Origin of the sequence: Stutzerimonas nitrititolerans, from assembly GCF_003696285.1 — a bacterium.
In the GTDB taxonomy this organism is placed as follows: Bacteria; Pseudomonadota; Gammaproteobacteria; order Pseudomonadales; family Pseudomonadaceae; genus Stutzerimonas; species Stutzerimonas nitrititolerans.
Map to the genome: position 1 here is coordinate 1 of NZ_RFFL01000004.1, position 20751 is coordinate 20751.

General features: G+C 63.4%; 18 protein-coding genes and 1 other RNA gene. 11 read left to right on the forward strand and 8 right to left on the reverse strand.

Going from position 1 to position 20751, the window contains the following annotated elements:
- Positions 1-357: 357 nt before the first annotated feature.
- The 4 genes from dapB to grpE form a co-directional block, all read right to left on the reverse strand.
- Positions 358-1164: a 4-hydroxy-tetrahydrodipicolinate reductase gene (gene dapB / locus EA795_RS05605; protein ID WP_122076055.1), complete on the reverse strand. Its 807-nt coding sequence runs from the start codon at positions 1162-1164 to the stop codon at positions 358-360.
- Positions 1165-1249: 85 nt separating this feature from the next.
- Positions 1250-2377, reverse strand: a complete 1128-nt coding sequence (dnaJ, locus tag EA795_RS05610; protein WP_122076057.1) for a molecular chaperone DnaJ — start codon at positions 2375-2377, stop codon at positions 1250-1252.
- A gap of 170 nt (positions 2378-2547) precedes the next feature.
- Positions 2548-4461 carry a molecular chaperone DnaK gene (gene dnaK, locus EA795_RS05615; RefSeq protein WP_014853942.1) on the reverse strand — a complete coding sequence of 638 codons (1914 nt, stop codon included), beginning with the start codon at positions 4459-4461 and terminating at the stop codon, positions 2548-2550.
- 99 nt (positions 4462-4560) lie between these two features.
- Complete coding sequence (grpE, locus tag EA795_RS05620) at positions 4561-5130, reverse strand: nucleotide exchange factor GrpE (protein WP_014853943.1); 570 nt, start codon at positions 5128-5130, stop codon at positions 4561-4563.
- A 190-nt stretch (positions 5131-5320) separates the two neighbouring features.
- On the opposite strand from grpE, the gene recN reads away from it, so the two are divergent.
- Positions 5321-6994 (forward strand): DNA repair protein RecN, encoded by a 1674-nt coding sequence (recN, locus tag EA795_RS05625; RefSeq protein ID WP_122076059.1) that lies wholly within the window; start codon positions 5321-5323, stop codon positions 6992-6994.
- A 69-nt stretch (positions 6995-7063) separates the two neighbouring features.
- Here the strand turns inward: recN and fur are convergent, their stop codons facing one another.
- Complete coding sequence (gene fur, locus EA795_RS05630) at positions 7064-7471, reverse strand: ferric iron uptake transcriptional regulator (RefSeq protein ID WP_058076200.1); 408 nt, start codon at positions 7469-7471, stop codon at positions 7064-7066.
- A gap of 94 nt (positions 7472-7565) precedes the next feature.
- Here fur and EA795_RS05635 point away from each other — a divergent pair, with 94 nt between their 5' ends.
- On the forward strand, positions 7566-8072 hold the full coding sequence (locus EA795_RS05635) for an outer membrane protein assembly factor BamE (protein WP_122076061.1): 507 nt from the start codon (positions 7566-7568) through the stop codon (positions 8070-8072).
- A 42-nt stretch (positions 8073-8114) separates the two neighbouring features.
- Here EA795_RS05635 and EA795_RS05640 read toward each other — a convergent pair whose 3' ends face one another.
- Together EA795_RS05640 and EA795_RS05645 are read right to left on the reverse strand one after the other, a co-directional pair.
- Entirely contained in the window at positions 8115-8435 is a 321-nt protein-coding gene (locus tag EA795_RS05640; RefSeq protein ID WP_122076063.1) for an RnfH family protein, read from the reverse strand.
- Entirely contained in the window at positions 8428-8862 is a 435-nt protein-coding gene (locus EA795_RS05645; protein WP_014853948.1) for a type II toxin-antitoxin system RatA family toxin, read from the reverse strand. The genes EA795_RS05640 and EA795_RS05645 overlap by 8 nt, the downstream gene beginning before the upstream one ends.
- Positions 8863-9099: 237 nt before the next feature.
- On the opposite strand from EA795_RS05645, the gene smpB reads away from it, so the two are divergent.
- Positions 9100-9582 carry an SsrA-binding protein SmpB gene (smpB, locus tag EA795_RS05650; RefSeq protein ID WP_014853949.1) on the forward strand — a complete coding sequence of 161 codons (483 nt, stop codon included), beginning with the start codon at positions 9100-9102 and terminating at the stop codon, positions 9580-9582.
- A 39-nt stretch (positions 9583-9621) separates the two neighbouring features.
- Here the strand turns inward: smpB and EA795_RS05655 are convergent, their stop codons facing one another.
- Entirely contained in the window at positions 9622-10404 is a 783-nt protein-coding gene (locus EA795_RS05655; protein ID WP_065983515.1) for a GntR family transcriptional regulator, read from the reverse strand.
- Positions 10405-10671: 267 nt separating this feature from the next.
- Here EA795_RS05655 and EA795_RS05660 point away from each other — a divergent pair, with 267 nt between their 5' ends.
- From EA795_RS05660 to EA795_RS05695, 8 genes are all read left to right on the forward strand, one after another.
- Positions 10672-12366, forward strand: coding sequence for an L-lactate permease (locus EA795_RS05660; protein ID WP_122076065.1), 1695 nt, complete (start codon positions 10672-10674; stop codon positions 12364-12366).
- Between the two features lie 112 nt (positions 12367-12478).
- Positions 12479-13300, forward strand: coding sequence for a (Fe-S)-binding protein (locus tag EA795_RS05665; RefSeq protein WP_014853952.1), 822 nt, complete (start codon positions 12479-12481; stop codon positions 13298-13300).
- Positions 13297-14736: a LutB/LldF family L-lactate oxidation iron-sulfur protein gene (locus tag EA795_RS05670; RefSeq protein ID WP_122076067.1), complete on the forward strand. Its 1440-nt coding sequence runs from the start codon at positions 13297-13299 to the stop codon at positions 14734-14736. Before EA795_RS05665 ends, EA795_RS05670 begins: the two co-directional genes overlap by 4 nt.
- 90 nt (positions 14737-14826) lie before the next feature.
- Positions 14827-15498, forward strand: a complete 672-nt coding sequence (locus tag EA795_RS05675) for a LutC/YkgG family protein (protein ID WP_122076069.1) — start codon at positions 14827-14829, stop codon at positions 15496-15498.
- The gene (locus EA795_RS05680) at positions 15495-18344 is read left to right on the forward strand and encodes an FAD-binding and (Fe-S)-binding domain-containing protein (protein WP_122076071.1); all 2850 of its coding nucleotides are present in this window, start codon (positions 15495-15497) and stop codon (positions 18342-18344) included. The genes EA795_RS05675 and EA795_RS05680 overlap by 4 nt, the downstream gene beginning before the upstream one ends.
- A 161-nt stretch (positions 18345-18505) precedes the next feature.
- Complete coding sequence (locus EA795_RS05685; RefSeq protein ID WP_014853956.1) at positions 18506-18811, forward strand: PA2433 domain-containing protein; 306 nt, start codon at positions 18506-18508, stop codon at positions 18809-18811.
- Between the two features lie 158 nt (positions 18812-18969).
- Positions 18970-19348, forward strand: a transfer-messenger RNA (tmRNA) gene (gene ssrA / locus EA795_RS05690).
- A 167-nt stretch (positions 19349-19515) separates the two neighbouring features.
- The gene (locus tag EA795_RS05695; protein WP_122076073.1) at positions 19516-20745 is read left to right on the forward strand and encodes a tyrosine-type recombinase/integrase; all 1230 of its coding nucleotides are present in this window, start codon (positions 19516-19518) and stop codon (positions 20743-20745) included.
- The last annotated feature ends 6 nt before the right edge of the window (positions 20746-20751 follow it).

Consider the following 20751-nt stretch of genomic DNA (forward strand, 5'->3'; position numbering starts at 1 on the left):
AGCTATGAACAATTTTCCCCGGACACTAGTGAAGCTCTGCGTGGGAACGCAGTCAGAGGCGCTCTGCGCCTCAGGAGGGACGCAGAGCGTCCGCGTCTTGTACCCACGCAGAGCGTAGGCACCATCAATGCCGTGCCCGTTACGCCAACCTACTCAGGCCTCAGGCAGGCCTGCGGACCGCAATCGCCGAAGGCGCGCCTCCACAGGGTCCGGTGCGGCACCGGCTGCTTTCGTGGGAGGCCCGACCTCGGGGCGATGCTTTGAGCCTTGGCAGGCCTGCGATCGGCAATTGTCGCGAGGACACATCTCCCACCAGTTCGGGGGAGTATCTGCCGCTTTGCGAACGGCTGTTTTTCGCTACTTCAGCCCCAGCACATCCTGCATGTCGTACAGGCCGGCCGGCTTCTGGTCGAGCCACAAAGCCGCGCGGACCGCGCCCTTGGCGAAGGTCATTCGGCTGGAGGCCTTGTGGGTGATCTCGACGCGCTCGCCCTCGGCGGCGAAGAGCACGGTGTGATCACCGACCACGTCCCCGGCGCGCACGGTGGCGAAGCCGATGGTGTCGCGCTGACGCGCGCCCGTCTGCCCTTCGCGGCCGTAGACCGCGACTTTCTGCAGATCGCGCCCGAGCGCATCGGCCACCACCTCACCCATGCGCAGGGCGGTGCCGGACGGCGCATCGACCTTGTGCCTGTGGTGCGCCTCGATGATCTCGATGTCGACCTCGTCGCCGAGCACCCGCGCGGCGGTGTCCAGCAGCTTGAGGCAAAGATTCACGCCAACGCTGAAGTTGGCGGCGAAGACGATCGGGATCTCCTTGGCCGCGGCAGCGAGACGCTCCTTCTCGTCCACGGAAAATCCAGTGGTGCCGATCACCATCGCCTTACCAGCGCGACGGCAGACTTCCAGGTTCTTCAGGGTGACCGACGGGTGGGTGAAATCGATCAGCACGTCGAACTCGTCGACCGCTTTCGCCACATCACCGGTCAGCGGCACGCCCAGACGGCCGATTGCCGCCAGTTCGCCAGCGTCCGCACCGACCAGGGTACTGTCCGGTCGGTCGATCGCCGCGGTAAGCCCGGCAGCGCCCGCGGTCTGCTGCACCGCCTCGATCAGGGTCTTGCCCATGCGCCCCGCGGCGCCCATCACTGCTATACGTCGCATAACTCAAAGCTCCAAGCTGAAAGCCTGAAGCTGGAAGCTGCCCCGGCGCGTTTCAGGCTTCCGGCTTCAAGCTCCCAGCTTCCGATCAGACATCGCCGAAAAAGCGTTTCACACCCTCGAACCAACCGCTGGCCTTGGGCGAATGAGAGGTGTCGCCCTGAAGCGTGCCACGGAATTCTTCGAGCATTTCACGCTGGCGCTTGCTCAGGTTGACCGGCGTTTCCACCGCCACCCGGCACAGCAGGTCGCCTGCCGCACCACCACGCACCGGCGCCACACCCTTGCCGCGCAGGCGGAACTGCTTGCCGGTCTGGGTGCCTTCGGGGATCTTCAGCTTGACCCGGCCATCCAGCGTCGGCACTTCCAGCTCGCCGCCCAGCGCCGCGTCGGCGAAGCTGATCGGCACCTCGCAATACAGATGCTTGCCGTCGCGCTGGAAGATCGCGTGCTCACGCACGTTGACCACCACGTACAGATCACCCGCCGGGCCACCCTGGGTACCGGCCTCGCCTTCGCCGGTCAGGCGAATGCGGTCGCCCGTGTCGACGCCTGCGGGCACCTTCACGGAAAGCGTCTTCTGTTCTTCGACGCGGCCCTGGCCGTGGCAGCTGCCACAAGGATCGGAAATCATCTTGCCGCTGCCATGGCAGCGCGGGCAGGTCTGCTGCACGGAGAAGAAGCCCTGCTGCATGCGCACCTGACCGATGCCACCACAGGTGGTACAGGTGACGGGGCTGGTGCCCTTCTTGGCACCGGAGCCATTACAGGTCTTGCATTCGGCCAGGGTCGGCACGCGAATGGTCACCGTCGTGCCGCGCACGGCTTCTTCCAGATCCAGCTCCAGCGTGTAACGCAGGTCGCTGCCGCGCTGGGCACCACCGCGCGAACTGCCGCGGGTGCCGGTGAAGAAATCGCTGAACACGTCGCCGAAGATGTCGGAGAAGTTGGCGCCGCCATAGGCCGCACCTGCGCCAGCCCCCATCTGCGGATCGACACCGGCGTGGCCGTACTGGTCGTAGGCCTGGCGCTTGCTCGCATCGGAAAGCACTTCGTAGGCTTCGTTGGCTTCCTTGAAGGCTTCCTCAGCCGCCTTGTCACCCGGATTGCGATCGGGGTGGTGCTTCATGGCGAGGCGGCGGTAAGCCTTTTTCAGCTCCGCCTCGCTGGCGCCACGCTCGACACCCAGCACCTCGTAATAATCACGTTTGGCCATAAATTTCCTGAACCTTCAAATTCGTACCCTCCAGACACGCCGACGCGGGAGCAAGCCCCCGCGCAGCGGTCACGCCTGTCGCGAACGCGTCGCGGCAAGCCGGAAGGACAGGCAACCCGCGCTGTTTGCGACAGGCTGCGCGCCCTTCCATGTGGGTCACAAGTGGCGGATTACTTGTTGTCCTTGACCTCTTCGAACTCCGCATCGACCACATCGTCGCCCGGTTGCGCGCCGTCGCCAGCCGGCTGGCCTTCGCCACCCTGAGGCTGCTCGGCGTACATCTTCTGCGCCAGCGGCGTGGAAGCCTGGGACACCGCAGCGATCTTGGCTTCGATCTCGGCCTTGTCGTCGCCCTTGATGGCCACTTCCAGTTCGCCGATGGCCTTCTCGATGCTGGCCTTGTCTTCCTCGGTGGCCTTGTCGCCCGCCTCGGTCAGCATCTTGCGCGTGGCATGGACCAACTGGTCGCCCTGGTTGCGCGCACCGGCCAGCTCTTCGAACTTGCGATCTTCCTCGGCATTGGCCTCGGCGTCGCGGACCATCTGCTCGATTTCTTCCTCGGACAGACCGGAGTTGGCCTTGATCACGATGGACTGATGCTTGCCGGTGGCCTTGTCCTTGGCGGACACGTGCAGGATGCCGTTGGCGTCGATGTCGAAGGTGACTTCGATCTGCGGCATGCCACGCGGCGCCGGCGGAATCTCGGCCAGGTCGAAGCGACCCAGCGACTTGTTCTGCGCCGCCTGCTTGCGCTCGCCCTGCAGCACGTGGATGGTCACGGCGCTCTGGTTGTCGTCGGCGGTGGAGAACACCTGCGACTTCTTGGTCGGGATGGTGGTGTTCTTCTCGATCAGCGGCGTCATCACGCCACCCATGGTTTCGATACCCAGGGTCAGCGGGGAAACGTCGAGCAGCAGCACATCCTTGACGTCACCGGCCAGTACCGCGCCCTGAATGGCGGCGCCCATGGCCACGGCTTCGTCCGGGTTGACGTCCTTGCGCGCTTCCTTGCCGAAGAACTCGGCGACTTTCTGCTGCACCAGCGGCATGCGGGTCTGACCGCCGACCAGGATGACATCGTCGATCTTGCCGACGTCGATACCGGCATCCTTCAGCGCGATACGGCACGGCTCGAGGGTACGCTGCACCAGGTCCTCGACCAGGGCTTCGAGCTTGGCACGGGAAATCTTCACGTTCAGGTGCTTGGGACCGCTGGCATCGGCCGTGATGTACGGCAGGTTGACGTCGGTCTGCTGGCTGGAGGACAGCTCGATCTTGGCCTTCTCGGCGGCTTCCTTTAGGCGCTGCATGGCCAGCGGGTCACCCTTGAGGTTCATGCCGCTTTCTTTCTTGAACTCGTCGACCAGGTAGTCGATCAGGCGGATGTCGAAGTCTTCACCGCCGAGGAAGGTGTCACCGTTGGTGGCCAACACTTCGAACTGGTGCTCGCCGTCGACTTCGGCGATCTCGATCACCGACACGTCGAAGGTACCGCCGCCCAGGTCATAGACGATCACGGTGTGGTCGCCCTTGGCCTTGTCCATGCCGTAGGCCAGCGCCGCCGCGGTCGGCTCGTTGATGATGCGCTTGACGTCGAGCCCGGCGATGCGGCCGGCATCCTTGGTGGCCTGGCGCTGGCTGTCGTTGAAGTAGGCCGGCACGGTGATCACCGCTTCGGTGACCGGCTCGCCGAGGTAGTCTTCGGCGGTCTTCTTCATCTTCTTGAGGATTTCCGCGGAAATCTGCGGCGGGGCCATCTTCTGGCCATTCACTTCCACCCAGGCGTCGGCGTTGTCGGCCTTGACGATCTTGTAGGGGACCATCTGGATGTCTTTCTGCACGACGTCTTCGTCGAACCGGCGACCGATCAGTCGCTTGACCGCGAACAGTGTGTTGTGCGGGTTGGTGACCGCCTGGCGCTTGGCCGACTGGCCAACCAGGATCTCGCCATCGTTGGCATACGCGATGATCGACGGCGTGGTACGTCCGCCCTCGGCGTTCTCGATGACCTTGGCCTGGCCGTTTTCGAGGATGGAGACGCAGGAGTTGGTGGTCCCCAGGTCGATACCGATGATTTTGCCCATTTGTCTATCTCCGAAATCTTGGATGAAATCCGCGCCTGTTTACCGGCTGCGGGTAACACAAAAACGCTTGGCTACCAGATGGGGGTCGGCAGCCAGAATTCAAGCCTTCTCGTCAATCGAAGGCGGGGTTTGCGCCGGCGCCTTGCTGACCACCACCATTGCCGGACGCAGCAGACGGCCGTTGAGCAGGTAACCCTTCTGGAACACCTTCAGCACGCTGCCCGGTTCGGTGTGCGTGCTTTCCTCCATCGCCATGGCCTGATGATGCTCCGGATTGAACGGCTGGCCATGGGGATCGACCGGCTCGAGCTGGTAGCGTCCCAGCGTGTCCAGCAACAGCTTCAGCGTCAGCTCGACACCCTCGCGCATCGGCCGGATCGCCTCGTCGTCGGGGCTGGAAAGCTCGAGCCCACGCTCGAGGCTGTCGACCACCGCCAGCAGGTCACCGGCGAATTTCTCCAGGGCGAACTTATGCGCCTTCTCCACATCCTGTTCGGCGCGACGACGGATGTTCTGCAACTCGGCCGCAGTACGCAGAGACTGATCCTGCGCAGCCGCCAGCTGTTCCTCGAGGGACTGTACGCGTGCTGCCAGATCCTCGGTCACCTCGGCTTGCGCCTCTTCATTCTCTTCGGGGACCTGGTTATCCAGGTTCTGCTCATCGGCCATGTGATCCTCCTCATCAAGACGTCAGCGAGCCAGCGCTCGCGCTTGAGCGCCTATATGGGGGCGCGAAAGCGAGGTTCAAGGGAAAAACCGAATGCCATCAACAACGAGTATCGCCAGTTGCGATCTGCCGCTTGAAGCGGCCCGCAAAACCACTGTATAAATAGCCAGCCACGAAACCGGGAGCCCTGCCATGCTGGTTCATCTGTCCGTTCACAACTACGCCATCGTCGAACACCTCGATCTCGAACTGCAGCGCGGCATGAGCGTGATCAGCGGGGAAACCGGTGCCGGCAAATCGATCATGCTCGACGCCCTCGGCCTCACCCTGGGCGATCGCGCCGACAGCAGCGTCGTGCGCGTCGGCGCGGACAAGGCCGACATCCTCGCCAGCTTCGACCTGGATGACATCCCCGATGCGCGCGCCTGGCTCGCCGAGCGCGACCTGGACAATGACGGCCCCTGCATCCTGCGTCGCGTCATCACCGCCGAAGGGCGCTCGCGCGGCTACATCAACGGCACGCCCTGCCCCCAGGGCGACCTCAAGGCGCTCGGCGAGCTGTTGATCGACATCCACGGCCAGCACGAGCACCAGTCATTGCTCAAGACCGATACCCATCGCCGCCTGCTGGACGAATACAGCGGCAGCCAGGAACTCGCCCGCCAGGTGCAACTGGCCGCGCAACGCTGGCGCCAGACCCGGCAGGCCCTGGAGCGGCTGAGCAATACCAGCGATGACCAGCGCGCACGCCACCAGCTGCTGAGCTACCAGCTGGAAGAGCTGGAAGCGCTAGCCCTCGAGGACGGCGAGCTGGAACAGCTGGAGCATGAGCACAAGAACCTGGCCAACGCCGAACAGCTGCTCGGCACCTGCCGTCAGGTGCTGGACATGTGCAGCGAAAGCGACGCCGGCAACGTGCTGTCCGCCCTCACCTCGAGCCTGCAGCGCCTCACTGCGTTCCAGAGCCAGCCGGGCGCACTCGGCGAAGCCGTCAACCTGCTGGCCAGCGCGCAGATCCAGGTGGAAGAAGCCGTCGGCGAGCTGAACCGCTTCCTCGACCATTTCGATTCCGACCCCGAGCGCCAGCAGGCGCTGGAAGAACGCCTGGACAGCATCTATACCCTGGCGCGCAAGCATCGCGTGCAGCCACCCGAGCTGCCGGCGCTGCAGCAGCGCCTGCTCGAAGAACTCGAAAGCCTCAATGCCGATGACGAGGCACTGGAGCGGCTGAGTGAGGAGCTGACGGCCTATGCCCGGCACTACCAGGAGAAGGCGACCGAGCTGAGCGGCGTTCGACAGCAAGCAGCCGAGGCGCTGGCCGCCTCGGTAGAGACCGAAATCCAGCGACTGGGCATGCCTGGCGGCAAGTTCAGCATCGCACTCAAACCCAGCGCCGACGGCGAGCATCCTCCGCACGGCCTGGAACAGGTGGAGTTTCTCGTCAGCGCCAACCCCGGCCAGCCGCTGCGCCCATTGGCAAAGGTGGCTTCAGGCGGCGAGCTCTCGCGCATCAGCCTGGCGATCCAGGTAATCACCGCACAGACCTCGCGCATACCGACCCTCGTATTCGATGAAGTCGATGTGGGCATCGGCGGCCCTACCGCCGAAGTGGTCGGCCAGCTGCTGAGGCGCCTCGGCGAGCGCGGCCAGGTGTTGACCGTCACTCACCTTCCGCAGGTTGCCGCCCAAGGTCACCATCACCTGTTCGTGCACAAGGCCCGGGGGCGCGACGAAACCCATACGGCGGTCGCCACGCTGCAAGATCACGAACGCATCGAGGAGGTCGCTCGCATGCTGGGCGGGGTCGACCTGACCGAGCAGGCCCTGGCCCATGCACGGCAGATGATCAGCACCGCCCAGGCATGAGCGCGATTCACGCATGAAAAAGGCGACCCGCGGGTCGCCTTTTTTGCACTTGCCATGTCAAAGCCGTTATCACTCGGCTTTCTTGCGCACGTAGAGCACCAGATTGTGATCGACCAATTCGTAGCCGTGGCGCGCGACGATCTCTTTCTGCAGATTTTCGATGTCGTGATCGAAGAATTCGATGACATCGCCGGTATCGACGCAGACCATGTGATCGTGATGGCCACCGTCGGCCAGCTCGAATACCGCATGGCCGCCATCGAAGTTGTGGCGGACAACCAGTCCCGCCGCCTCGAATTGCGTCAGCACACGATAGACCGTAGCCAGCCCGACATCCTCGCCGGCCTCCATCAGCGCCTTGTAGACATCTTCCGCACTCATATGGCGTTGATCGGTGCTGTCCAGCATCTGCAGGATCTTGACCCGCGGCAGGGTCACCTTGAGGCCAGCTTTGCGTAGTTCGCTATTTTCAACCATGGTTGGCTTTCTCACTGCTGCTGTTTCGCAGCCTCCTTCAATACGGGTATGATCCGGGTCTTTGCCCAGCCAAGATAGTGGAAGTCACCCACCGATGCAAAACACCAAGCTCATGCTGTCCAGTCTCACGCTTGTGGGTCTGTTCGCACTCGCCGGTTGTTCATTCCCCGGGGTTTACAAGGTCGACATTCAACAGGGCAATGTCGTTACGCAAGACATGATAGACCAGTTACGCCCGGGAATGACCCGATCTCAAGTGCGGTTTATCATGGGCAGCCCGCTGATCACCGACACCTTCCATGCCAGCCGCTGGGATTACCTGTACAGCATCCAGCCTGGCGGCGGGCAGCGCCAGCAGGAGCGTGTCAGCCTGGTGTTCAACGACAGCGATCAACTGGCAGGCCTGGCCGGCGACTTCCTGCCGGGCGTCAGCCGCGACGAGGCGATCCTGGGCGCCCAGCCGACGACCACCGAACCCCTGCAGCCGACCACGGAAGATGAACGCCCGGCGCCAGGCTCGTTGCTCGAGCAGATTCAAGGTGACGTCGATGCCGCAGAGCCGGTACCGGTGCCCATCCCCGAACCGCTGGAAACCAACTGACAAGCGAGTCCACGTCGAGCCCGGTAGAACGGGCTCCACACCTTATTCCTCAGCCGCCTCGGCCTTGTTCTTCGCCGCCTTGGCGGCGCGCTGCTTGCGCACCTCTTTCGGGTCGGCGATCAAGGGTCGGTAAATCTCCACCCGCTCGCCCTCTTCCAGCACTCGCTCATCCGGCTTGGCCACTGCCTTGCCGAAAATCCCCAGCGGGGCGGTCGCAAGATCCAGTTCGGGAAAATGCGCATCCATGCCCGACTGCACCGCTGCCACACGCACCGTCGTGCCCTGAGGCACGGTCAGTCGGAGCAGTTTCTGCTTGTCCGCCCGGGCATAGACGACCTCGATGGCAATGGCCTGCTTATCCATAGAGTTGCTTCGCGCGATCACAGAAGGCATCGACCAGGGTATTGGCCGCCTGATTGAACAAGGGGCCAAGCGTGGCCTTGACCAGCGGCCCGGCATAATCGAACGTCAGGTCCAGGCTGATCTTGCAAGCCTTCTCCCCAAGCGCCTTGAATTCCCAGATACCGTGCAGGTGGCTGAATGGCCCCTCCTGCAGACTCATCTCGATACGCTTGCCCGGCTGCAGCTCGTTGCGGGTCAGAAAGCGCTGACTCATCCCCGCTTTCGCCACGGTCATGCTGGCTTGCATCTGCGTCTCGCTGGCAGACAGCACTTCGGTGGCGGAGCACCAGGGGAGGAACTGGGGATAGCTGGCTACGTCGTTGACCATGTCGAACAATGCGTGCGCCGGGTACGGCAGCAGTGCCGAGCGTTGAATATGTGTCGTCATGCAGACCCTTCTACTTCATCAGTCGACAGCCAAAGACCGCCACGACCGTCGACACCAGAGCATCGACAGCAAGGAACCAGCGCCCGCAGCATTCGCCGGATCAAGGCACTACCGGCACACGAGCGAGCGGAAAGATGGCACATTGTCGGGGATAACGCCCTTCCCTCTCAAGTTTGATGCCACGGCGGCGCGCAGGTTATCGCCAGCCGCAGCGTCACTCCCTATAATGCGCAACCTATGGCCAAACAGAAGAAACAGTCCCCCGGGACCATCGCGCTGAACAAGAAAGCGCTACACGATTACTTCATCGAGCAGAAATTCGAGGCCGGCCTCGTTCTGGCTGGTTGGGAAGTGAAAAGCCTGCGCGCCGGCAAGGCGCAACTGGTGGACAGCTACGTGCTGCTCAAGGATGGCGAGGCTTGGCTGATGGGCTGCCACATCACCCCGCTGACCACCGCCAGCACCCATGTCATCGCCGACCCGACGCGCACCCGCAAGCTGCTGCTCAACAAGCGCGAGCTGGGCAAGCTGTTCGGCGCCGTGCAGCAGAAGGGCTACGCCTGTGTCGCCCTTTCGCTGTACTGGAAGAAGCACATGATCAAGTGCGAGATCGCCCTGGCCAAAGGCAAGAAGGAATTCGACAAGCGCCACACCGAGAAGGAACGCGACTCGGCCCGCGAGATCCAGCGCGCCATGCGTACCAAGGGCAAGGACGACTGAGGCGCCGGCAACCTGGCTGGCGCTCTGGCGCCAAATCCCCTATAGGCCTTTCACCTTGTCGCCGTGCCTGCGTTGCGCCCGGGCCAGGCGCCGAGCTTCCTGCTGCCCCTCGGCCAATACTTCTTGCACGTAGTTGATATGTCGGTGGATCACGTTGCGGGCTTCGTCCGCGCGGCGTGCCATGATCGTCTCGTACAGCTCCCGATGCTGGCTCATGAGCATGTCGCGGGTTTCGTCACGCAGGGCATACATCCCCCCGATATTGGTCACCACGTTGCGCCTGAGCAGATCGAACAGGCCGCGAATGGTGTGCAGCAACACCGCGTTGTGGCTGGCTTCGGCGATGGCCAGGTGGAACTGCGCATCGGCCGCGCCCTCCTCGGCACGGGTCACCTTGCCTTCTCGTGCATAGCAGCTCTGCAGCGCCTCGAACGCCTCGGTCAGGCGCTGACGATCCACCTCGGTTGCGCGCAACGCGGCGTAATAGGCACAGCTGCCTTCCAAGGTGTGACGAAACTCCAGCAGATCGCGCTGGGCATCATCATTGTTCTCTAGCAGGTGCAGCAGCGGGTCGCTGAAAGTCGAGCCCAGCGACTCGGCCACGAAGTTACCGCCGCCGTGGCGACTTACCAGCAGCCCCTTGGCAGCCAGCTTGTGGATCGCCTCCCGAAGCGAAGGCCGCGACACGCCGAACTGTTCCGCCAACGCCCGCTCCGCCGGCAAGCGCTCGCCCGCCTTGAGCGTGCCCTCGAGGATCATCGCCTCGAGCTGAGTGACTATGTCATCCGCCAGCCGGCGGGGGCGCACCATTCCTACTTCCATTTCCACCCTCTACTGGTCTTACCAATAAGATCGAAGCCTAGCGATCGCCTTGAATACCTGCAAGGAGGCCAGCTGCGACCAAAGTCTATGGCGAGCTAATTGACGCATAAATATCGAGCTCTTACGCTGACTGTCTCTCTCGCACGATTGGTATTACCAATTTACAAGATAGCCAAAAAGCAGAGGAATCAAGCGTGAGTTCTTTCCATAACAATTCCATGGTCCGCTCCGGGCCCCATCTGAACCGAACTGCAGGGGGAGCCTGACATGTCCAACGGACTGCTTGCACTTTTCGCTTTCACACCCATTCTACTCGCAGCGGTCATGCTGATCGGACTTCGTTGGCCGGCCAGCCGCGCCATGCCGCTGGTGTACCTGTTTACGGCGGCCATCGGGCTGTTCGTCTGGGACATGACCTTCAACCGAATCATCGCCTCGACACTGCAAGGCCTGGTGATCACCCTCGGCCTGTTGTGGATCATCTTCGGCGCCATCCTGCTGCTGAACACCTTGAAGCATTCCGGCGGCATCACCGCCATTCGTGCCGGCTTCACCACCATCAGCCCTGATCGCCGCATCCAGGCCATCATCATCGCCTGGCTGTTCGGCTGCTTCATCGAAGGCGCATCCGGCTTCGGCACGCCCGCAGCGATCGCAGCCCCCCTGCTCGTCGCCGTCGGCTTCCCGGCCATGGCCGCTGTGCTGATGGGCATGCTGGTACAAAGCACGCCGGTATCCTTCGGCGCCGTCGGCACGCCCATCGTGGTGGGCGTCAACAGCGGCCTGGATACCGCGACCATCGGTGCGCAACTGGTCGCCCAGGGTTCCAGCTGGGACAGCTTCCTGCAACAGATCACCAGCAGCGTGGCCATCACCCATGCCATCGTCGGGACCGTGATGCCACTGGTCATGGCAATGATGCTGACGCGTTTCTTCGGCAAGGAAAAAAGCTGGAAAGCCGGCTTTGAAGTACTTCCGTTCGCGATCTTCGCGGGCCTGGCCTTCACCCTGCCCTACGTCGCCACCGGCGTCTTCCTCGGCCCCGAATTCCCGTCACTGCTGGGTGGCCTGATCGGCCTGGCCATCGTGACCACCGCAGCTCGTTTCAATTTCCTGGTGCCGAAGAACACTTGGAACTTCGCCGATGCCAAGGAATGGCCGGCAGAGTGGCTGGGCACTGTCGAGATGAAACTCGAAGACCTTGCTGCTCGCCCGATGAGCGCCTTCCGCGCCTGGCTGCCCTATGTGCTGGTGGGTGCGTTGCTGGTGATAAGCCGAGTCTTCCCTGAAGTCGGTAGCGCACTGAAGTCGGTGTCCATCGCCTTCGGCAATATCCTTGGCGAGGCAGGAATCAGTGCCAGCATCGAGCCCCTGTTCCTGCCCGGCGGCATTCTCGTCGCGGTGGTGCTGATCACCTTCTTCCTGCATGGCATGCGCGCATCGGAGCTGAAGGCCGCGGTCAAGGAATCCAGCAGCGTTCTGCTCAGCGCCGGCTTCGTACTGCTGTTCACCGTGCCGATGGTGCGCATCCTGATCAACTCCGGCGTCAATGGGGCGGACCTGGCCAGCATGCCGATCGTCATGGCGCGTTACGTGGCCGACAGCGTGGGCGGGATCTATCCATTGCTGGCGCCGTCCGTAGGTGCCCTGGGTGCCTTCCTGGCCGGCTCCAACACTGTCAGCAACATGATGTTCAGCCAGTTCCAGTTCGGCGTAGCCCAGTCACTGGGGATTTCCGGCGCAATGGTAGTCGCCATCCAGGCCGTGGGCGCCGCCGCTGGTAACATGGTCGCGATCCACAACGTGGTCGCGGCATCCGCCACCGTGGGCCTGCTCGGGCGGGAAGGCTCGACGCTGCGCAAGACCGTGTGGCCTACTCTGTACTATGTGCTCTTCACGGGGGCGATCGGCCTGATCGCCATCTATATGATGGGCGTTACCGACCCGCTGGTCGGACTATAAGAAAAAACAGAAACATGAAACGAGCCTTGCCCCTTCGGGGGCAAGACTGCATTCCATAACCGCACTTAGCAGCCTGCTTGCGGATAACCGGGCCCACCCGGAGACCAAACTGATGAGCGAACTCTTCTATGACGCCGCGCCCAACGCCACCCGCGTTGCGCCGCCGCTGCCGAAACCGCGCCAGTACCCCGCCAAGCCGAGCCAGGTCTACCTGTTCGGCACCTGCGTGGTGGACCTGTTCTATCCCGAGGCCGGCCTGGATGCCATACAGCTGCTGGAACGCGAAGGCCTGACCGTGCATTTCCCGCAAGGGCAGACCTGCTGTGGCCAGCCGGCCTATACCACCGGCTACACCGACGAAGCGCGCAAGGTGGCCCGTGCACAACTGGCGCTGTTCGCCAATGACTGGCCGGTGGTGGTGCCCTCGGGTTCCTGCGCCGGCATGCTGCGCCACCACTATCTGGAACTGTTCAAGGATGAGCCGGAAAGCCTGAAGAAGGCCCAGGCGCTGGCCGAGCGCACCTTCGAACTGGCCGAGTTCCTGCTTTATGTCTGCAAGGCCGAGTTCCGCGACCAGGGCACTCAGGTCAAGGTCGCCCTGCATACCTCCTGTTCCGCACGGCGCGAGATGAATACGCACCTGCACGTGCGTGAACTGCTGGCTCAGCTGGGCAATGTCGAGCGCGTCGAGCACGATCACGAAAGCGAATGCTGCGGCTTCGGCGGCACCTTCTCGGTGCGCATGCCGGATATCTCCGGCGCCATGGTGCTGGACAAGACCCGTGCGCTGAAGGAATCCGGCGCCCACCAGGTAGTCAGCGCCGACTGCGGCTGCCTGATGAACATCAACGGTTCGCTGGAAAAACAGCGCGAAGCACTTCGCGGCCAGCATCTGGCGTCCTTCCTCTGGCAACGCACGGGAGGTGCCCGATGAACGCTCCACAACGGATTCCCGCAATCGAGCTGGACTTCAAGGGCCGCGCCCACAACGCCTTGGGCGACGATCAGCTGCGACGCAACTTCCGCACGGCGATGGACTCGCTGATGACCAAGCGCGCCGCCTCCTTCAGCGACGCCGACGAACGCGAACGCCTGCGTGAGATGGGCAACCATATCCGCGCTCGCGCCCTGTCCAAGCTGCCGGAACTGCTGGAACGCCTGGAAGCCAACCTGACCCGCAACGGCGTGCAGGTGCACTGGGCGGAGACGGTGGAAGAAGCCAACCAGATAGTGCTGAAGATCGCCGAGGCTAGGCAGGCCAAGCAGGTGATCAAGGGCAAATCCATGGTCAGCGAGGAAATGGAGATGAACCATTTCCTCGAAGGCCACGGCATCGAGAGCCTGGAATCGGATATGGGCGAGTACATCGTCCAGCTCGACAACGAAAAGCCCTCGCACATCATCATGCCGGCCATCCACAAGAACGCCGGCCAGGTCGCATCCCTGTTCACCGACAAGCTCGGCGTGGAATACACCAAGGACGTCGATCAGCTCATCCAGATCGGCCGCCGCACTCTGCGGCAGAAGTTCTTCGAGGCCGATATCGGGGTCTCGGGCGTCAACTTCGCGGTGGCCGAAACCGGCACCCTGCTGCTGGTGGAGAACGAGGGCAACGGGCGCATGTCGACCACGGTGCCGCCGGTGCATATCGCCGTGACCGGCATCGAGAAGGTGGTGGAGAACCTGCGCGACGTGGTGCCGCTGCTCTCCTTGCTGACCCGCTCGGCCCTCGGCCAGCCGATCACCACCTACGTCAACATGATCTCCAGCCCGCGCAAGGCGCATGAGCTGGATGGCCCGGAAGAGGTGCACCTGATCCTGCTGGACAACGGCCGCAGCCAGGCCTTCGCCGACAGCGAGCTGCGCCAGACGCTCAACTGCATCCGCTGCGGCGCCTGTATGAACCATTGCCCGGTGTACACCCGCGTTGGCGGCCACACCTACGGCGAGGTATACCCAGGCCCCATCGGCAAGATCATCACCCCGCACATGGTCGGCCTGCACAAGGTACCGGACCACCCCAGCGCCTCGTCGCTGTGCGGCGCTTGTGGCGAAGTCTGCCCGGTGAAGATCCCGATCCCGTCGCTCTTGCGCCGCCTGCGCGAGGAAAACGTCAAGGCACCGGACGATCCGCACAAGGTCATGCGCGGCCAGGGCAGCAAGTATTCGAAAAAGGAACGGATGATCTGGAGCGGCTGGCGCCTGCTCAACACCAGCCCTGCGCTGTACCGGGTCTTCAGCTTCTTCGCCACCCGTCTGCGCAACCTGACGCCGTCCAACGTCGGCCCCTGGACGCAGAACCACAGCGCCCCGAAACCGGCTGCCCGCTCGCTGCACGAGCTGGCCAAAGAACACCTTGAGCACAGGTAGGGTGGAAAACTCGCCCGCGATTTTCCACCGCCCGCCTCGGTGGATAAGGCTCGCGCCGTTATCCACCTTACGCATGCCATGGAGCTGCCAATGAGCGCCAAAGCCAACATTCTCGCCAAGCTGAAGAAAAGCCTGGAAGGCACCACCCCGGTAGTCGATGACTACGACGAGTCGCTGGTCACCCAACCCTGGAGCTACGCGCCGGAGCAGCGCATCGCCCGTCTGCGCCAGCTGATGGAAGCGGTGCACACCGAAATCCACCTGACCAGCCAGGCAGCCTGGCCCGCCCTGCTGGAGCAGTTGCTGCACGACCGCCCGTTACCCAGCCTGCTGATCGCCCCGACCACGCCTTACGGCCAGCGCTTCGCCGAGCATTGCGCCGGTCGCGAAGGGCTGCCGACGCTCAAGGCCTACGACCGCCCCGTCGAGGAATGGAAGGACGAACTGTTCAACGACACCCCGGCCAGCCTCACCGGCACCCTCGGCGCCATCGCCTCCACCGGCAGCCTGATCATGTGGCCGACCCGCGAAGAGCCGCGACTGATGAGCCTGGTGCCGCCGGTGCATTTCGCCATCCTCAAGGCCAGCGAAATCCACGACAACTTCTACGAGATCCAGCAGAAGTTCCAGTGGGCCGCCGGCATGCCGACCAACGCACTGCTGGTCTCTGGCCCCTCGAAGACCGCCGACATCGAGCAGGTGCTCGCCTACGGCGCCCACGGACCTAAGGATCTGATCGTGCTGATCCTGGAGGACGCATGAACGCCGCCGTATCGCTCGAACGCTCGCCGCTGCCGGCAGCTTTCCTCGCGGCGGTCGAACGCCTGATCCCGGCCGAGCGCCGCTTCGACGACCCGCTCTCGACCCTGGCCTTCGGCACCGACGCCAGCTTCTATCGACTGGTGCCCAAACTGGTGGTGCGCGTCGAGTCCGAAGCCGAAGTGGTCGGCCTGCTCAAGCTGGCCCACACCGAGAACGTGCCGGTGACCTTCCGCGCCGCCGGCACCAGCCTGTCCGGCCAGGCGATTTCCGACTCGGTGCTGATCGTGCTGGGCGACAACTGGAACGGCCGCGAGATCCGCCACGGCGGCGCGCAGATCCGCCTGCAGCCGGGCGTCATCGGCGCCAATGCCAACGCCGTGCTGGCGCCGCTGGGGCGCAAGATCGGCCCCGACCCGGCCTCGATCAATGCGGCGAAGATCGGCGGCATCGTCGCCAACAACTCCAGCGGCATGTGCTGCGGCACCGCGCAGAACAGCTACAAGACCCTCGCCGGCCTGCGCATCGTGCTGGCCGACGGCACCCTGGTCGACAGCGAAGACCCGGCCAGTGTCGCCACCTTCCGCCAGAGCCACGCCGCGCTGCTCGACGAACTGGCCGAACTGGGCCGGCAGACCCGCGCCAACAGCGAGCTGGCGGCGAAGATCCGTCACAAGTACCGGCTGAAGAACACCACCGGCTTCTCGCTCAACGCCCTGGTCGATTTCGACGAGCCGCTGGACATCCTCAACCACCTGATGGTCGGTTCCGAAGGCACCCTGGGCTTTATCAGCGCGGTGACCTACGACACCGTGCCCGATCACCCGCACAAGGCCAGCGCGCTGATCGTCTTCCCCGACGTGGAAAGCTGCTGCCTGGCCGTGCCGGTGCTCAAGCAGCAGCCGGTCTCGGCCGTGGAACTGCTGGACCGGCGCAGCATGCGCTCGGTGGAGAACATGCAAGGCCTGCCGGAGTGGGTCAAGGCGCTCTCCGCCAATGCCTGCGCGCTGCTGATCGAGTCCCGCGCGGCGACCCAATCGCTGCTGCACGAGCAGATCAACCTGATCATGGCGTCCATCGCCCACTTCCCGGTGGAGAAGCAGGTCGACTTCAGCGAAGACCCGGTCGTCTACAACCAGCTCTGGCGCATCCGCAAGGACACCTTCCCAGCCGTCGGCGCCGTGCGCCAGACCGGCACCACGGTAATCATCGAGGACGTCACCTTTCCCATCGAACGCCTGGCCGAGGGCGTCAACCGCCTGATCCAGCTGTTCGAGACGCACGCCTACAGCGAGGCGATCCTGTTCGGCCATGCCCTGGAAGGCAACCTGCACTTCGTCTTCACCCAGGGCTTCGACGACCCGGCCCAGGTCGCCCGTTACGAAGCCTTCATGCACGACGTCACCCAGCTGGTGGCCGTGGAGTTCGGCGGCGCCCTGAAGGCCGAGCACGGCACCGGGCGCAACATGGCGCCCTTCGTCGAGCTGGAGTGGGGCAGCGAGGCCTATGCGCTGATGTGGAAGATCAAGCGCCTGCTCGACCCCACCGGCATCCTCAACCCGGACGTGGTGCTCTCCGAAGATCCGCAGATCCACCTGAAGAACCTCAAACCGATGCCCGCCGCCGACGAGATCGTCGACAAGTGCATCGAATGCGGCTTCTGCGAGCCGGTCTGCCCGTCCAACGGCCTGACCCTGACGCCGCGCCAGCGCATCGTCATCTGGCGCGACATCCAGGCCAGAAAACGCGCCGGTATCGATACCTCCGAGATCGAGCGGCTCTATCACTACCACGGCGTGGAGACCTGCGCCGCCACCGGCCTCTGCGCCCAGCGCTGCCCGGTGGGCATCAACACCGGCGACCTGGTACGCAAGCTGCGCGGCAGGGAAGCCCACAAGACCGGCACCGCCAACTGGCTGGCCGACCACTTCGCCACCGCGGTGCAGGGCACGCGCTTCATGCTGCACGTGGCCAACGGCGCGCACCTGATCATGGGTACGAAGGGCCTGGCGAAGATGTCAGCCGCCATGACCAAGGCCAGCAAGGGGCGCGTGCCACAGTGGACGCCGGCCTTGCCGCAACCGCTGCAGCGGCTGCACCTGCCCAAAGCGCAGCCCCAGGATGAGCGCCCGCGCGTGGTCTACCTGGCCGCCTGCGTCTCCCGCGCCATGGGCCCGGCGGCACGCGATCAGGAGCAGCAGCCGCTACTCGATGCGACCCGCTCGCTGCTGGAGAAAGCCGGCTACCAGGTGGTCTTCCCCGACAACCTCAACGATCTCTGCTGCGGCCAGCCGTTCGCCTCCAAGGGCTACGCCGAGCAGGCCGAGCGCAAGCGCCAGGAAACCCTCGACGCCCTGCTCAGGGCCAGCCGCGGCGGGCTCGACCCGATCTACTGCGACACCAGCCCCTGCACCCTGCGCCTGGTGCAGGACCTGGCCGACGAGCGCCTGCAGGTCTACGATCCGGTCAAGTTCATCCGCACGCAGCTGCTGGACAAGCTGGATTTCGTCCCGCAGGACGCGCCGATCGCCGTGCACGTCACCTGCAGCACCCAGCACCTGGGCGAGGCGCAGGCGCTGATCGACATCGCCCGGCGCTGCGCGAAAGAAGTGGTGGTCCCCGAAGGCATCCACTGCTGCGGCTTCGCCGGCGACAAGGGCTTCACCACACCGGAGCTGAACGCTCATGCACTGCGCAGCCTGAAGGACGCGGTGCAGGTCTGCGAGGAAGGCATCTCCACCAGCCGTACCTGCGAGATCGGCCTGTCGCAGCATGGCAGCATCGACTATCACGGCCTGGTCTATCTGGTGAATCGCGCCAGCCGCAGCAAGGGTGCGTCACCGGCCTGATCGATGCCGGGGCAAGGACGCCCCTTCATATAAATGAAACGCTTGAGCGCAACCGCAGTCCCAATTTCAGGGCCCGGCAGTCGGAGGGCTCCATTTGCCTCGGCGCCGCCACAGCAGTTCATCAGGCAGGCCCGCCGGGAAACAACCCCTGGAGGACGCTCATGAAACGATTCGCCCTACTTGCCACAGCCGCGCTGCTCGCCAGCCCGGTCGCCTTCGCCGACACGAATCTCTGCCAGACGAATCTGCAGGAAATCGACGACAACATGGCCACCAATATGGCCACCCTTGGAGAGCCGGCCAAGAGCCAGGTCGAAGAGTACGTCGAACAGGCCAGGCAGGCACAACAGTCAGGCGACACCGAAGCCTGTATCGCGCATACCACCAAGGCGTTGCAGGAACTCAAGGGTCCTGGCAGCTCCGGCAGTGGCGGCACCAGCGGAACCGGCTCGGGAGCCAGCAACTGACTTCATCAGTCGGACGCGAGCAGGTCAGCATGCTGGCCTGCCCTTTTTAATCTCATACCTTGAAATCCGACCAGCTACCCTCATCTATCGACCAAGCGTTCGACGCAGCTCCCGCTTTGGCGTAGACTGCGCGGGCATGAAGCTGCAAGCCGCTTCATGGGGCCGATTAGGATTCGACGCCGGTAACGAAACTCTAGGTGCATGCCGAGTTGGTAACAGAACTCGTAAATCCACTGTTGCAAACTTATAGTTGCCAACGACGACAACTACGAAGGGTACGCGCTAGCCGCCTAACCTTCATCTGGTCGCTTCGGCGCCAGCGGTCATGAGGGGATGCCTGTAAACCCGAAATGACTGTCAGACAGAACAGGATCGCCGCCAAGTTCGCTGTAGACGTAACGGTTAAAACTCATACAGCTCGCTCCAAGCACCCTGCCAATCGGGCGGCGCGGAGTTAACTCAGTAGATCTGGCTAAGCATGTAGTACCGACAGCGGAGAACTGGCGGACGGGGGTTCAAATCCCCCCGGCTCCACCAAATGTAAGTTTCCTCATGTTCCCACATGCACCGGAAACACCCCAAGAAGCCCGCCCCGTGCGGGCTTTCTTGTTTCTGTATGCTCCCCTATGCCCCTCTATAGCATTGCTTGCCGTGTATGCCTGTGTGTATGCTTCCGGATAAGTTGAACCGGAGGCATACAGAAGATGAAGCGTAGCGAGATCAAGCGCCGCCCATTGGCTGACACCGTGCTCGCTACCCTAGAGCCCGAGAGCTCCGTGTACCGGGAGCTGGACGGCAATGGCCTGTATTTCCGCGTCAAGCCGAGCGGGCAGAAGTCCTGGGAGCTCCGCTACAAGAAGGCGGACGGCAAGTGGTCCTGGTTGGGCATGGGCGGCTATCCCGAGGTGAGCGGGGCGCTGGCTCGCCAGAAGGCCGCGAAGCTGCGCGACAGCACGGCGAAGGACGGGAGCGCACTGGCGACCAAGCGCGCCATCCGTGCCTCCGAGATTGAGGCCGCCAACAACACATTCGAGCACCTTGCCCGCGAGTGGTACGCCATCAAGTGCAAGACCTGGACTGAAGGAACAGGCGTTCGCACCATCGGCGCCCTCGAAAAGCATGTATTCCCCGTATTTGGCAAACGACCGCACACGGGCATTATGCCGATGGAGTGGATGGAGTTCCTGCGCGGCATGGAGCAGACCGGTATCGTTGAGCAAACCAGCCGCGTGCGAGGCATGTGCAGAGAAATCTACGACCTTGCCCGAGTTACCGGGCGCGCCACCCACAACCCACTCGAAGGGCTGCACAAATTTCTACTGACCAAACCAGTGGAGAACTTTGCCCATGTATCCGTTGAGGAGCTCCCTGCCCTGCTCAGGGCCATCCGCTCCTACCCCCATGCACCCGATGTACGCATAGGCCTGCAACTGCTGACGATGCTCGCCTGCCGACCATCCGAGTTGCGAGAGGCGCGCTGGGAAGAACTAAACCTCGATACAGGCCTCTGGCTGATCCCTGCAGAGCGCATGAAACGCCGCCGCGAGCATCTGGTGCCACTGCCTGCTCAGGCTGTTGCCCTGCTACGCGAACTACAGAACATCACAGGCAACTATGCGCTGCTGTTCCCCGGCAAAGGCAAAACCACCCAGCCACGCAGCAACACCGTATTTCTAATGGCTCTGCGCCGTCTGGGCTACGAAGGCCGGCAGACCGGCCATGGTTTTCGTCACCTGGCCAGCACCATCCTCAACGAAAACGGCTTCGACTCGCAGCACATTGAGGCCCAGCTTTCCCACGTCAAGGAAGGCGTCCGAGGCGTCTACGACAAGAGCACTTATCTGGAGCAGCGCAAGGTGATGATGCAGTGGTATGCCGATCACTTGGACAAATTGGCGGCAGGCAATGTCGTGTCACTCAAGCGCCAGGCATGACGAACC